The following is an 11,773-nucleotide window of genomic DNA, read 5'->3' as shown; positions in this document are numbered from 1 at the left end:
CTGCAAAATTTTCAGGATCGTCAAGGACGTTTACCGGGGCAAACACAAAAACTACTCCCTGACATGGAGCCTGGTGGCCGCACTGGTTAACCTGAGATATGGCAACATTTAGGAAAGATGTCTAATAACGTCAATGTCGTTTTTAGGCCAGCCCAGAATAACCGCCCGGTCAACAAGGCCGTATTGCAGCCGGGTCGACTCCTGATGACGGTGAACTTGTTGTAGGGTAGATTGGCGGATATATATTACTGCTTTTCGACTGATGTGGTGAGATTTGATCTTCCCGCTTATATCCAATTGATTTTTCTTCAGATTGGGTGAGTGTATGTTCATTGCCGCCCCCCTTCGCTTGAATTGTCTTCATCAATTGGCGTTGCACTAAGCCGGACAACAGGCTGATCAGGTGATTTTGTTGGGGGAAAGGTAGGCTGTGCCAAGTATTGGCAATCGGATCCGGTTCGCTTGAGTTCTTGACCATGTGCTTGGCTCCATTCGACCAGTGACATGAGTGCACTTTTTTGAATTATTGGAAGAACCTCCTCGTTTGTCAAGAAGTCTTTTATAGATGTTTTTATAATGGGGGTATCGAAGCGTTCCACAAATCGCTAAAATCCAACGCGGGGCTGGCAAAATCTCCCACCCGCACCGTCATCACACAAAACAACCACATCTTCATGTCCATCTATGCCGTGTTCAAGCTCGAATGCCTGAAGATAAAACATAAAACCAACCATTTCGCTAAAGGCGAACCAAATGGCTTATGAGGAATTGCAAAAACTAAGGGCTGCGTAATATCAGTTAACTATTTCAGCGCATTTTTTTAAGGTAGGGTATTGGCCTTTACAACCCCCAGCCCGCTATAAACCGCTGATAAAATCCCTTATCCTGTACCGTCGCGCCTTTGTGCATAACTAAAGCCGAGGCGAATTCTTGCGCCCTAGTCATCGCCAACGCCAGCGGCCAAGCTTTTTGCAGGCCTAATAACAACACACTGGCAAACGCGTCGCCTGCGCCGACAGTGTCGGCAATAGCCGCTTGGCTGCTGGGGACGACTTCAATAAATTCACCGCCAGCGGTTAACGCCACCGCACCTAGGCTACCGCGTGTGACAATCAGCGCGGTCAGTTGCAATTCCTGCAAAAAAGCCTGTAAGGTTTCTTTAAGGGTGGCTTGTTGGCGGGTCAGTTGGTATAGTTCGTCTTCATTCAGCTTGACCCAATCGGCTGCCGCCAGCCAGGTTTTGACCTGCTCTGCTTGCCACCACGGGGCGCGTAAATTAACATCAATAAACACGGTGCAGTCTAAACGCGCCGCCAACGCTTGCAAGGCTTGCGCCGAAGTGGCGTAGCGTAAAGCTAAAGTGCCATGATAGAGCAGGGGCGCGGTGATGGCGGTGGGTTCCGCTATATAATCATAAGCCTGCTGGTCGAGAATCTGGTAAGCGGGTTCGCCGTTAGGGAAGGTGACTTGCACGGTTCCGGTAGGGTGTTCGGGGTCGGTTTGCAGGTTAGCGTCCGCCATGCCCCAGTCTTGCATGGCGGTGCGGATGCTTACGCCTAAGGCATCGTCGCCGACGCGGCTGATAAAGCCGGGACGTTGGCCGAAGGCCTGTAAATGCCACGCAACATTAAACGGTGCGCCGCCTAGGATGGCTGGTCCGTCAGGGAATTGGTCAAACAGCACTTCACCAAAAATGGCGATAGGGTAGTGGGTCATGAGAGGTCTGTCCAGTTGTTTGGGGTATCTAAAGATTATTGCCGCTATGCAAACACGTCTGTTAAGCTAATCGCCAAATCAGGAAATAACAGCGGCGTGGCAATGTCATCGTCGGTGTAGAGGCCGTGCAAGCGGTACTGGCCTGTGTCTAAGACAAATTGCTGGATAACCTGTTCATGGGGATAAAATAACCAGTATTCCGCTACGCCATTTTCTTGGTAGAGCTGATATTTTATCTGCATATCGCGTTTGGCGGTGCTTTTCGACAAAATTTCAATAATCCAATCCGGTGCGCCGTTACAGCCTTGTGCGTCTAATAGGGCCGTATTGCAGACGACGCACAAATCGGGTTGGACGACGGTATGGATGTCTTGGTTGGCTAATAGCGATTGGTTGCGGCCGAAAAGCCTGACATCAAACGGGGCGGCAAAAAACTGGCAGGGGGTGTGCCGAAAGAAGTTGTATAACAGGCCGGTAATATCCGCCGAAATCCGTTGGTGCTGCAAAGTCGGTGCGGGTGACATCGGCATAATTTTGCCTTTAATCAGCTCAACGGTTTCAGTTATTTGCCAGCTTAGGTAGTCGGCATAGCTGTAGCTTAGGTTTGGGTCTAGTTGTCCTAATTGGGTGACTGTAGGCATAGCTTGGGCATCTTGTCGGCAACAGGTGGGAGCTTGGCTTTTATAGTACCCGATTATCGGCATTTAATAAATGTCCCCAACGCCGCACAGGCCAGCCATCCGGTCTTTTGGCACAAATCAACACTACCCGAAGCCATGCGCCTATGTAATAATAAAGGGCTTTGATTTTGCGGTATTTCTTTCTGCTAAGCTTTCACAATCCCCGTTTTTGGCGGGGTCAACGCACATAAGGGCATGAATAATGGATGAGAACAAAAAGAAAGCGCTTGGCGCGGCACTGATGCAAATTGAAAAGCAATTCGGCAAAGGTTCGGTGATGCGCATGGGTGATGTCGCGGCAGCGCGTGACATAGATGTGGTCTCTACTGGGTCTTTAGGGCTGGATATTGCTTTGGGTTGCGGTGGTCTGCCACGCGGCCGCGTCGTTGAAATTTATGGGCCGGAATCGTCCGGTAAAACCACGCTGACCCTACAAGTTATTGCCGAAATGCAAAAACTGGGCGGTACGGCAGCGTTTGTCGATGCCGAACACGCGCTGGATCCCAGCTATGCGGAAAAAATCGGTGTCAATGTCAGTGAGCTGTTGGTTTCGCAACCGGATACAGGTGAGCAGGCTTTAGAAATTACCGATATGCTGGTGCGTTCCGGCGCGGTGGATGTGGTGGTGATTGACTCGGTTGCGGCCCTGACCCCGAAAGCGGAAATTGAAGGCGATATGGGCGACTCGCACATGGGCTTACAGGCGCGGCTGATGTCGCAAGCCTTAAGAAAGCTGACGGCGAATATTAAACGCTCCAATACCTTAGTCATCTTCATTAACCAAATCCGCATGAAAATCGGTGTGATGTTCGGTAGCCCGGAAACCACGACAGGCGGCAATGCCCTGAAATTTTATGCATCGGTGCGTTTGGATATCCGCCGCATCGGATCGATTAAAAAAGGCGAGGAGTTTGTCGGCAACGAAACCCGCGTCAAGGTTGTCAAGAACAAAGTCGCCCCACCTTTTAAAGAAGCCGAATTCGATATTTTGTACGGCGAAGGCATTTCTTTTGTCGGCGAACTGGTAGATTTAGGCGTTAAATACGGTTTTGTCCAAAAGTCCGGCTCTTGGTACAGTTATGGCAGCGAGAAAATCGGCCAAGGCAAAGAAAACGCCCGCCAGTTCCTCAAAGAACATCCTGAAAAAGCCTTGGATATCGAACAAAAAATCCGCGCGGAAGCGTTTTCTAAGATACTGCCGCCCGATAATTCAGTAGAGACCGAAGAAGAACCTTTTATTGACGAAGAATAACCGTGGCGGCGGCTGAACTGGATACGGCGAAAGCCATCCGCGCGTATTGCTTGCGTTTACTGGCGCAACGTGAGCACAGCCGCCAAGAACTGGGCAACAAATGTCTGCTGAAAGGCTTTCCTAAAGATGACATTGTGCCGATACTGGCCGAATTGGCCGAGCAAGGCTGGCAAGATGATGCCCGCTACGCCGAAAGTTATGCCAGGGCGCGTATCCAAAAAGGTTACGGCCCTTTGGCGGTGCGTTATGCCTTACAGCAAAAAGGCGTTGCTATGGAGGCGGACGCACTGCAACCGGACGAGGACAGTTGGCTGGACACCTTGGTGCAGGTGTACCATAAAAAATTTTCCGGCGATCAACCGTTAAGCCGCCAGGAATGGGCGAAACGTAGCCGTTTTCTGATCCAGCGGGGCTTTCCCGCTGACTTGGTCAACGCCTTACCGAAGCACTTGGCAATCCGTTTTCTTAAGAATTAGTCTCACAACCCTATCTACTATCATGAACAAAATGACTAGCGCAGAATTACGCGCCGCCTTTCTGGAGTTTTTCCGTCAACGTGGCCATACCATCGAGCCATCCAGCTCCTTAGTGCCCGGCAACGACCCGACCCTATTATTTACTAATGCGGGTATGGTGCAATTTAAAGATGTGTTTTTAGGCCGCGAACACCGCGACTTTAGCACCGCCGCAACCAGCCAACGCTGTGTACGCGCAGGCGGCAAGCATAACGACTTGGAAAACGTCGGCTATACCGCACGGCATCACACGTTTTTTGAAATGCTCGGCAATTTCAGTTTTGGTGATTATTTCAAAAAAGAAGCCATTCATTATGCGTGGGAATTTTTGACCAAAGCAATGGCTATCCCCACCGAAAAGCTGTGGGTGACGGTGTACGCCGAAGACCACGAAGCCGAAGCGATTTGGCTGGAAGATGTCGGCATTAATCCTGAGCGCTTCTCCCGCATCGCCACGAAAGACAATTTCTGGTCTATGGGCGATGTCGGCCCTTGCGGCCCATGTACGGAAATCTTTTACGACCACGGCGAGCATATTGCCGGTGGCCCTCCGGGTAGCCCTGAGGAAGATGGTGACCGTTATATCGAAATCTGGAACTTGGTGTTCATGCAGTATGACCGCTCGGCAGACGGCACGTTGACCCCGTTGCCGAAACCGTCGGTTGACACGGGCATGGGCTTGGAGCGTATCGCCGCCGTGTTGCAAGGCGTGCATAGCAATTACGAAATCGACCTGTTCCAAAAATTGCTCAATGCCGCCGCCGCGTTGGCGAAAACCGATGATTTGGCGAACAGCTCTTTGCGCGTGATTGCCGACCATATCCGCTCTTGCGCGTTCTTGATTACCGATGGTGTGATGCCGTCTAACGAAGGCCGGGGTTATGTGTTGCGCCGTATCATCCGCCGCGCCATCCGCCACGGCTACCGCTTAGGCATTTTGGATGTGTTCTTCTACAAACTGGTCGCCCCCTTGGTAGCAGAAATGGGCGTGGCTTATCCCGAATTGCAAAATGCCCAAGCCCAAGTTGAGCGGGTGTTGAAAAAAGAAGAAGAGCGTTTTGCCGAAACCTTAGGGCAGGGCATGAAAGTTCTCGAAGCCTGTGTCGCTAAACTGGACGGTACAGTTATTCCTGGTGATACCGTATTCCAACTCTATGACACTTACGGCTTCCCGGTCGATCTGACCGCCGACTTTGCCCGCGAGCATCAACTGACAGTCGATTATGACGGCTTTGACACCGCCATGGCGGCACAGCGCGACCGCGCCCGCTCCGCCAGCAGCTTTGGTGCCGATTATGACCAAGACATTAAGCTCGATAGCCAAACCGAATTTACGGGCTATGGGCAGCTTGATGACGAAGTGCATATCGTCGCCCTGTACCAACAAGGCCAGCCAGTCGAAAGCTTAGGCGCAGGGGTTGAAGGTGTGGTGGTGTTGGATAAAACCCCATTCTATGCCGAGTCCGGCGGTCAAGTCGGCGATTGTGGGCAATTGTTGGTAGGGGATGCCGTGTTTGCCGTTGCCGATACCCAAAAACAAGGCGGCACCTTATTCCTGCATAAAGGTAAAGTCGTGTCCGGCACTTTGACCGTCGGTCAGTTATGCGCCGCCAAAGTCAGCGCCGAACAACGCAAAGCTACCGAACTGAACCACTCGGCCACGCATTTGCTGCACGCGGCGTTGCGGCAAACCTTGGGCGACCATGTCGCGCAAAAAGGCTCGTTGGTGAATCCTGAGCGGCTGCGTTTCGACTTCTCACATTTTGAGCCAGTCACGCCTGAGCAAATCGCCACCCTAGAGCAATTGGTCAACGCGCAAATCCGCCTTAACCAACCCGTCACCGCGCAAGTTATGGCGAAAGATGAAGCGGTAAAAGCGGGGGCAATGGCCTTATTTGGCGAAAAATACGGTGCGGAAGTGCGGGTGTTAAAAATCGGCGATTTCTCTACCGAACTGTGCGGCGGTACTCACGTTGAACGGGCAGGGGATATCGGCTGTTTTAAAATCATCAGCGAAACGGGCGTAGCCGCCGGAGTCCGCCGTATCGAAGCCGTCACGGGTGCGGGTTGTTTGGCGTGGTTGGCCGAGCGCGAACAAGTGTTGAACAGCATCGCCGGACTGCTGAAAAGTGCGCCGGATAAAGCGGCGGAAAAAGTCGAACAATTGCTGGAAAAAGCCCGCAATCTGGAAAAACAACTGGAACGCCTCAACGCCAAACTCGCCAGCTCCGCAGGTGACGAATTGGGCAACCAAGCGGTCGATGTTGCGGGTATGAAAGTCTTGGCGGTCAAACTGGATAACGTCGATTCTAAATCCCTACGCGATATGGTCGACCAATTGAAAAACAAACTCGGCAGCGCAGCGGTGGTGTTGGCGGTGGTCGAAGGCGACAAGGTCAGCTTGGCGGCGGGGGTCACTAAAGACAAAATGGCGCAGATTAAAGCCGGGGATTTAGTTAACTTTGTCGCTACCCAAGTCGGCGGCAAAGGCGGCGGACGGCCTGATATGGCGATGGCGGGCGGCAATAACCCAGCGGCCTTGGCAGGGGCTTTGCAGGGGGTTGTCGCTTGGGTTGAGGGACAGTTAGGTGTCTGAGCTGTCGGTTGCTTAGGTTTGGGCGACGCGCATTTTAAGGGCTACTAGCCAATACGGGCAAAATTGCGGATGAAAGGCCGTAGAATAACTATTTGAAATTGTTGTTATTTTGTTATCACTGTTTCCACTATGCAAGCTATCGTGCAGCCCGGCTAACCCTGCCCGGAATGCGCGATAGCAAATTACCCTGCTTTGCTTATTGTGCATAAGCACTATTGTCCGATGTTCAAGTTTTTCATAAAACCCATCAAAGTAGACAGCACCTAAAAGGGGTATGCCTACGGACGGCCTTACGCCCGTTTTTTATCCTGGCTATTTGCGGGCATGGCCAATCTCTTATGGTGGCGGTAATCCTTTAGGCTGGCAGGCTGACTGCAAGCCCCTTTTTGTTTGTTCATCTCGGCTAAATAAAGCACTCCACTTACCCACATCTGGCAAATAGCAAGTCAACCAGCATTATCAGGGGAACGCCCCTAATCCAAAAGCAATTCGCCAAAAAATCTACTATACCGTTGTTGCCTTGGGGTGAACGGATTATTTTTCATATTTTTTATGAAAATGGTAATAGTTCATAGAATTGTTTTTTTTAAATTGCTACACTATTTCAATGTTGATGGCGAAGCCGGTACATTTTATTTTTCTTTATATATCAATATCATGTATTGCCGTCTTGCCAGTGCCGATTTTTGCAGTAGAGAGTGTACCTGTAGCGTTATTTCGCTCACTATTATGGGTGGGTAGAAAACCGTCAAATCAGCAACAACAAAAGAAATTATTTAAAAAGAATTAAAATATATGAGGATGTATGGATACCCAACTAAAACAACGCGCCTACCGTAAAACTACCAACATAGAGGGTTGGGTTTATTTTGGCGGCAAAATGCGTGAGATTACCGTTAAAAACCTTTCCATATCAGGGGCATTGGCCATATTAACCCCTGAGGTTTTACGCTTTAACGATGATCATCAGCAAACCTTGAAAAGTTTGTCCTTATCTAAACAGCTTGATTTTTTCTTGTCCCCGTTGCAATTATCTGGTGTTGCCAAAATAATCCGGGTAGCCGTCACCAAACAAGGGCAGGTAGCTTTTGCAATGGCGTTTCAAGACCTGAACCATTCATCAGACGAGCCTTGTTTTAACCGTAAAAATTATCGTGCCGAAATAGCCATTCCTGGGCAGTTGTTTTTAGACGGCTATTGTTTGGATTTTATGACGGTCAACATGTCGGTTGATGGCTTGATGATCCGCTTGCCTATTGCCTTTGGTTTCGAAGAAGGGATGGCTGTGACGTTTAAATTTCCCCATGCCAAGCTTAAAGGTAAAGCTCAGGTGGTTTGGACAATGGATAATGGCACCGAAACACTGATAGGCCTACAACATATCAAGCCGGATAACCAGATTGTTGTGGCAAGAAAACCTGCGGAGTTGTCGGACATTCACCTAAACCAGGTTGATCTGCCACGCGGCGACACCCGCCCCCCTTCCATGTTTTGCGGAAAAAACTGGACAGACCGGTTGGTAGTGCCACAGAAAGTGCGCCAGTGGTAAGACGGAGATTTTGCGGGCATAAGTATCTGCCCAATCCATCTGATATATAATTTTTCAGTTGCCATAAAGGAAGGGGTGTCTATCAACCAGTTTATTGCCACGGCTGTGGCGGAAAAAATATCCGCATTGGCAACGGAAGATTATTTGCAGGCTAAGGCCGCAACGGAAAGATGGCGGGGATTTTGCTGCGGATAGGCCGCTCGTTGATAGGGGATGAATTGTAATTGCGGGAGGTTAAAAGGATATTCTTCACAATTCGCCCGAACTGAACCTGATAGAAATCCTTTGGCGGAAGATAAAATATGAATGGTTGCCCTTTTCAGCTTACTAGTCTTTTTGGAGCCTTAAGCATAACCTGTTTGAAATCCTTGCCAATATTGGCAAAAACTACCACATCAACTTTGCCTAAAATTTGTTAAATTATTTTTGAGCGGCCAATTACGGTTGATTTTCGAAAATTTCTAGTTTTTATGACGATCAACTGATTCAGCGTATTTGATATGTCCAGTCAACCTCTTAATATCTTTTTCATGAACTTTATGTGCTTCAAGTAGATGTCTAAAAGCCCTGATTTTATTTCTATATCCTTTTGTAAGTCGAGGGCTATTTTGATGCACTAATAATCCATGTACTTTTAATCGTTTGGGTATCTGAGCAAAATATTCTTTTTGTTCAGATAAGCTCCAACATGTATCGACGAATAATGATTTAACCTCACGTTTAAGTGATTCTGGAAACTCAGATTGGCCAGAAAATACAATATCATCGGCATATCTAGTTAATCTTACACCATGTATCATTGATATTTTGTAAAGTTCTAAATCAATGTCTCGCATAACTAAATTAGATAAAACAGGACTTGATGGAGATCCTTGGGCTAAGTAGTCCTCATAGCAGCATAAGGATGCAATTAAGGCACTGGCTTTTCGAGAGTAACCTAAAGATTCAAGGTTGCTTATGAGAGTTTCTTTTGAAGTAGAAGGGAAAAAATCTTTAATATCTACCGAGTAAACCCATGTAGCATTGGTATGGCAAGCCGCCGCATCAATTGCAGATTTTCCTTCGACAAAACCATAGACAAAGTCATTATAGTTAATAGACTTAGCCAAATGAAATCCTAACCATTTTTGTATAACTTTAAGGGCAACTTTTGGGGCTTGGATATAACGCTTTTTCTTCCCTTTTCTAATAGAAAAACCCCTATAGTATTTCCAATTTTTACTTGCCATGGAGTGAACAAACGTATTTGTGTAGCCAAATAAATTTGCTAGGCATTGAGAAGAAACAACAGGCGGTAAGCCCTTACATACTAAGGAACGAATTTGTTTCTCATATTGCTCACGGTCTTCGGGAGAAATTGCGGATAAATAATCGTCAATCGAGGAATAAGAAACAAGGAGAGGCGGGGCTTTCATAGTAAAAATAATAGTTTCTTTAAGAAAGCGATGAAATAAATCCATCGATTCGAAGGAGCGGTGGATTTATTTCATCGCTTCTTCTGTACCTAGCCATCGCATACGGGCATGATGCACACCCTCGCGAGTAATAACCTCCTCTCCCGAATTTAACTTTACCATTTTCTTTTTCCTAATGCAAGAGCCCTTTCAATATCAGAGCTATTTCGTTTAGTGCCCGCAGGAACAAAACGAAGAGCCATATTCGTGATCGTGTATGTTTCTGAATCTTTTTGCCAAATTACTAGGCCTTTCTTTCTAAGTTGATCAAGTTTATTGCGTAGCCATCTATCAGATACTGATTTGTATGATTCTTGCATATGTGCTGCCATTGTTTGAAGATTTATTGGTTGCAATATTTTTAATGCTCTCAATATAGCAGGGAGGCTAGGTAAATCTGATGGTGATGACAGCCAATAAATAATACCAATTTTAAGATCTGCATCTTCTAAAATTTTTTTGAAGTGCTTGGAAACGTCGCTTTCAAGCTGACTGGTTAGATTTGAAGCCTCAATGAACGCATCAACCATTGATTCATTTTTAAACGATACATAAAGAGATACTATTTGGTCATGAAACTTTCGATTGAGCATTTGATAAAATCCAGATTCAAGCTCTTGTTGCCTATCATTTTGAACAAAAATAATTTCAACGTTTTTTGAAAATTGTTTAACTAAGTCTTTTTTGAGATTATTTAATTGTAGAATAGATGTAACTTCTGAATTTGCTTTTGTGCCTACTTTATCTTGATTCAAGTAAATCATGATTGTTTCATCGCTTGGACGCAATCGGACATCAGAAACAAAATTTCTTTTTTTGCTAACAAGATACTCTTTAATATCACCAATATTAGTCAAGACCAGCCTCCTTTCTAACACGTCTTATAATTTTGCAATGGGCGCGAGCTCGGTCAGCCCAACTGCTAGCAGAATTCAAATTGCAGTCATCTAAAGAAATGACCTTGCCATCAATTTTCATTGCTGTTTCTGGTTGATAATCTGCAATTATACGCACGTTATATGCTGATTTTAAAAGACTGGATAACTCCGATGTTGCTATTTGTAGCTCTTGGCGTAATCTTTGTTCTTCGGTAAATGAAATAATCTCAAATCTGACGGCATGTTTGAGTCGGTTCAGAATAGGTTTTCTCAACGCATTTTCCAGAAGCCCAGGAATATCACTATGCGGGGTGTATTTCCATTTAGGCTCAAAATCCCCTAGCATTTCACGAGTAATCAAAAAAGCAGCATAATAATATCTATTAAAAGCACTTCGTCCAAAAAGGTTTTTAATGTGAGGTTCAGCTTGATTATGAGCCCATTTTTCAAGTTGCTCGCCAACTACTTTCATATTGAAAATCAAGGTTATTTACAGGATTGGTGTTTTTTATTCATTTTCTTTATGCTCTATTTGTTAGGCGACTCAAAGCGCGTTTCCTCCTATTGAAGGTAGGGTTGATGCAAAATGTGACGAGCGGGGTAGGGCTTTTTGTATTTTAGATTGACATTTTTTAGTGCTGATGTCCATATGATTTTACGGATAGCAGGTTTTTTTTCTAATATTGGCCAGTTAGGTAGTCGTGAAAAATGATTTCATTGTTTTTTGTGTAGGTTTTTGGTTGAATAAGGCTTATCTGATAGAAAGGCAACCCGAATCAGTTCCATTATGTAAGTAAGTGTGCCGACATGATCTTACAATCCTGCAACCATCTCATAGTCTTTAATACTCACTATTGTGTCTAAGTGGGATGTTTGGATGGCTTATGGCAAATTTGTGCCTCAACGAGAGCCTATCAAGACTATCTGAGATTAAAGGGGAATGTAGGTAAGATGACTAAGAACCTGATTTTCAAGGGTCTTAGTCGGTCTTGAAGAGTCCTGAAAGGACTTAATTTTGGTGGGGCGGCGGGAATTGAAAACTCACGCGCCCCACTTTTTTTAAAAAAAATCATTAAATATCAGTTAGTTGAAAAACACCTGCTAACGGCAAAGTGGCTGTTAGTGGCTATTAG

10 protein-coding genes and 1 pseudogene are annotated in these 11,773 nt (G+C 46.5%); 5 read left to right on the top strand and 6 right to left on the bottom strand.

Annotated features, from left to right (window positions below; all coding sequences use genetic code 11):
- Window positions 1-169: 169 nt before the first annotated feature.
- Window positions 170-478: a hypothetical protein gene (locus tag AADEFJLK_RS25245; protein WP_211299268.1), complete on the bottom strand. Its 309-nt coding sequence runs from the start codon at window positions 476-478 to the stop codon at window positions 170-172.
- Window positions 479-584: 106 nt separating this feature from the next.
- Here AADEFJLK_RS25245 and AADEFJLK_RS25680 point away from each other — a divergent pair.
- Window positions 585-792: pseudogene (locus AADEFJLK_RS25680) on the top strand (IS701 family transposase); the annotation flags it as partial.
- 48 nt (window positions 793-840) lie between these two features.
- On the opposite strand, the gene AADEFJLK_RS18420 reads toward AADEFJLK_RS25680, so the two are convergent.
- Window positions 841-1,716: a PfkB family carbohydrate kinase gene (locus AADEFJLK_RS18420; RefSeq protein ID WP_103975301.1), complete on the bottom strand. Its 876-nt coding sequence runs from the start codon at window positions 1,714-1,716 to the stop codon at window positions 841-843.
- A gap of 44 nt (window positions 1,717-1,760) precedes the next feature.
- Window positions 1,761-2,357, bottom strand: coding sequence for a Uma2 family endonuclease (locus AADEFJLK_RS18415; protein WP_103975346.1), 597 nt, complete (start codon window positions 2,355-2,357; stop codon window positions 1,761-1,763).
- 241 nt (window positions 2,358-2,598) lie between these two features.
- On the opposite strand from AADEFJLK_RS18415, the gene recA reads away from it, so the two are divergent.
- The 4 genes from recA to AADEFJLK_RS18395 all read left to right on the top strand — a co-directional run bounded on the left by recA (window position 2,599) and on the right by AADEFJLK_RS18395 (window position 8,308).
- Window positions 2,599-3,648 (top strand): recombinase RecA, encoded by a 1,050-nt coding sequence (recA, locus tag AADEFJLK_RS18410; protein ID WP_088619345.1) that lies wholly within the window; start codon window positions 2,599-2,601, stop codon window positions 3,646-3,648.
- Window positions 3,649-3,650: 2 nt separating this feature from the next.
- Window positions 3,651-4,124, top strand: coding sequence for a regulatory protein RecX (locus AADEFJLK_RS18405; RefSeq protein WP_103975300.1), 474 nt, complete (start codon window positions 3,651-3,653; stop codon window positions 4,122-4,124).
- Between the two features lie 22 nt (window positions 4,125-4,146).
- Window positions 4,147-6,759 carry an alanine--tRNA ligase gene (gene alaS / locus AADEFJLK_RS18400; protein ID WP_211299267.1) on the top strand — a complete coding sequence of 871 codons (2,613 nt, stop codon included), beginning with the start codon at window positions 4,147-4,149 and terminating at the stop codon, window positions 6,757-6,759.
- 805 nt (window positions 6,760-7,564) lie between these two features.
- Complete coding sequence (locus tag AADEFJLK_RS18395; RefSeq protein WP_103975299.1) at window positions 7,565-8,308, top strand: PilZ domain-containing protein; 744 nt, start codon at window positions 7,565-7,567, stop codon at window positions 8,306-8,308.
- A 461-nt stretch (window positions 8,309-8,769) separates the two neighbouring features.
- Here AADEFJLK_RS18395 and AADEFJLK_RS18390 read toward each other — a convergent pair whose 3' ends face one another.
- From AADEFJLK_RS18390 to AADEFJLK_RS18380, 3 genes are all read right to left on the bottom strand, one after another.
- Window positions 8,770-9,723 carry a reverse transcriptase family protein gene (locus AADEFJLK_RS18390; RefSeq protein ID WP_170065178.1) on the bottom strand — a complete coding sequence of 318 codons (954 nt, stop codon included), beginning with the start codon at window positions 9,721-9,723 and terminating at the stop codon, window positions 8,770-8,772.
- Between the two features lie 155 nt (window positions 9,724-9,878).
- The gene (locus AADEFJLK_RS18385) at window positions 9,879-10,619 is read right to left on the bottom strand and encodes a hypothetical protein (RefSeq protein ID WP_103975297.1); all 741 of its coding nucleotides are present in this window, start codon (window positions 10,617-10,619) and stop codon (window positions 9,879-9,881) included.
- Window positions 10,612-11,112: a hypothetical protein gene (locus tag AADEFJLK_RS18380; protein ID WP_103975296.1), complete on the bottom strand. Its 501-nt coding sequence runs from the start codon at window positions 11,110-11,112 to the stop codon at window positions 10,612-10,614. The genes AADEFJLK_RS18385 and AADEFJLK_RS18380 overlap by 8 nt, the downstream gene beginning before the upstream one ends.
- Between the last annotated feature and the right edge of the window lie 661 nt (window positions 11,113-11,773).

This window comes from Methylovulum psychrotolerans (assembly GCF_002923755.1).
Taxonomy (GTDB): Bacteria; Pseudomonadota; Gammaproteobacteria; order Methylococcales; family Methylomonadaceae; genus Methylovulum; species Methylovulum psychrotolerans.
Note: the sequence above shows the minus strand (reverse complement) of the source record. Positions and strands in the feature narration are given on the sequence as shown.

Coding starts and splice junctions, on each gene's coding strand:
- AADEFJLK_RS25245 (WP_211299268.1), bottom strand. CDS start 478: ATGGTCAAGAACTCAAGCGAACCGGATCCGATTGCCAATACTTGGCAC.
- AADEFJLK_RS18420 (WP_103975301.1), bottom strand. CDS start 1,716: ATGACCCACTACCCTATCGCCATTTTTGGTGAAGTGCTGTTTGACCAA.
- AADEFJLK_RS18415 (WP_103975346.1), bottom strand. CDS start 2,357: ATGCCTACAGTCACCCAATTAGGACAACTAGACCCAAACCTAAGCTAC.
- recA (WP_088619345.1), top strand. CDS start 2,599: ATGGATGAGAACAAAAAGAAAGCGCTTGGCGCGGCACTGATGCAAATT.
- alaS (WP_211299267.1), top strand. CDS start 4,147: ATGAACAAAATGACTAGCGCAGAATTACGCGCCGCCTTTCTGGAGTTT.
- AADEFJLK_RS18395 (WP_103975299.1), top strand. CDS start 7,565: ATGGATACCCAACTAAAACAACGCGCCTACCGTAAAACTACCAACATA.
- AADEFJLK_RS18390 (WP_170065178.1), bottom strand. CDS start 9,723: ATGAAAGCCCCGCCTCTCCTTGTTTCTTATTCCTCGATTGACGATTAT.
- AADEFJLK_RS18380 (WP_103975296.1), bottom strand. CDS start 11,112: ATGAAAGTAGTTGGCGAGCAACTTGAAAAATGGGCTCATAATCAAGCT.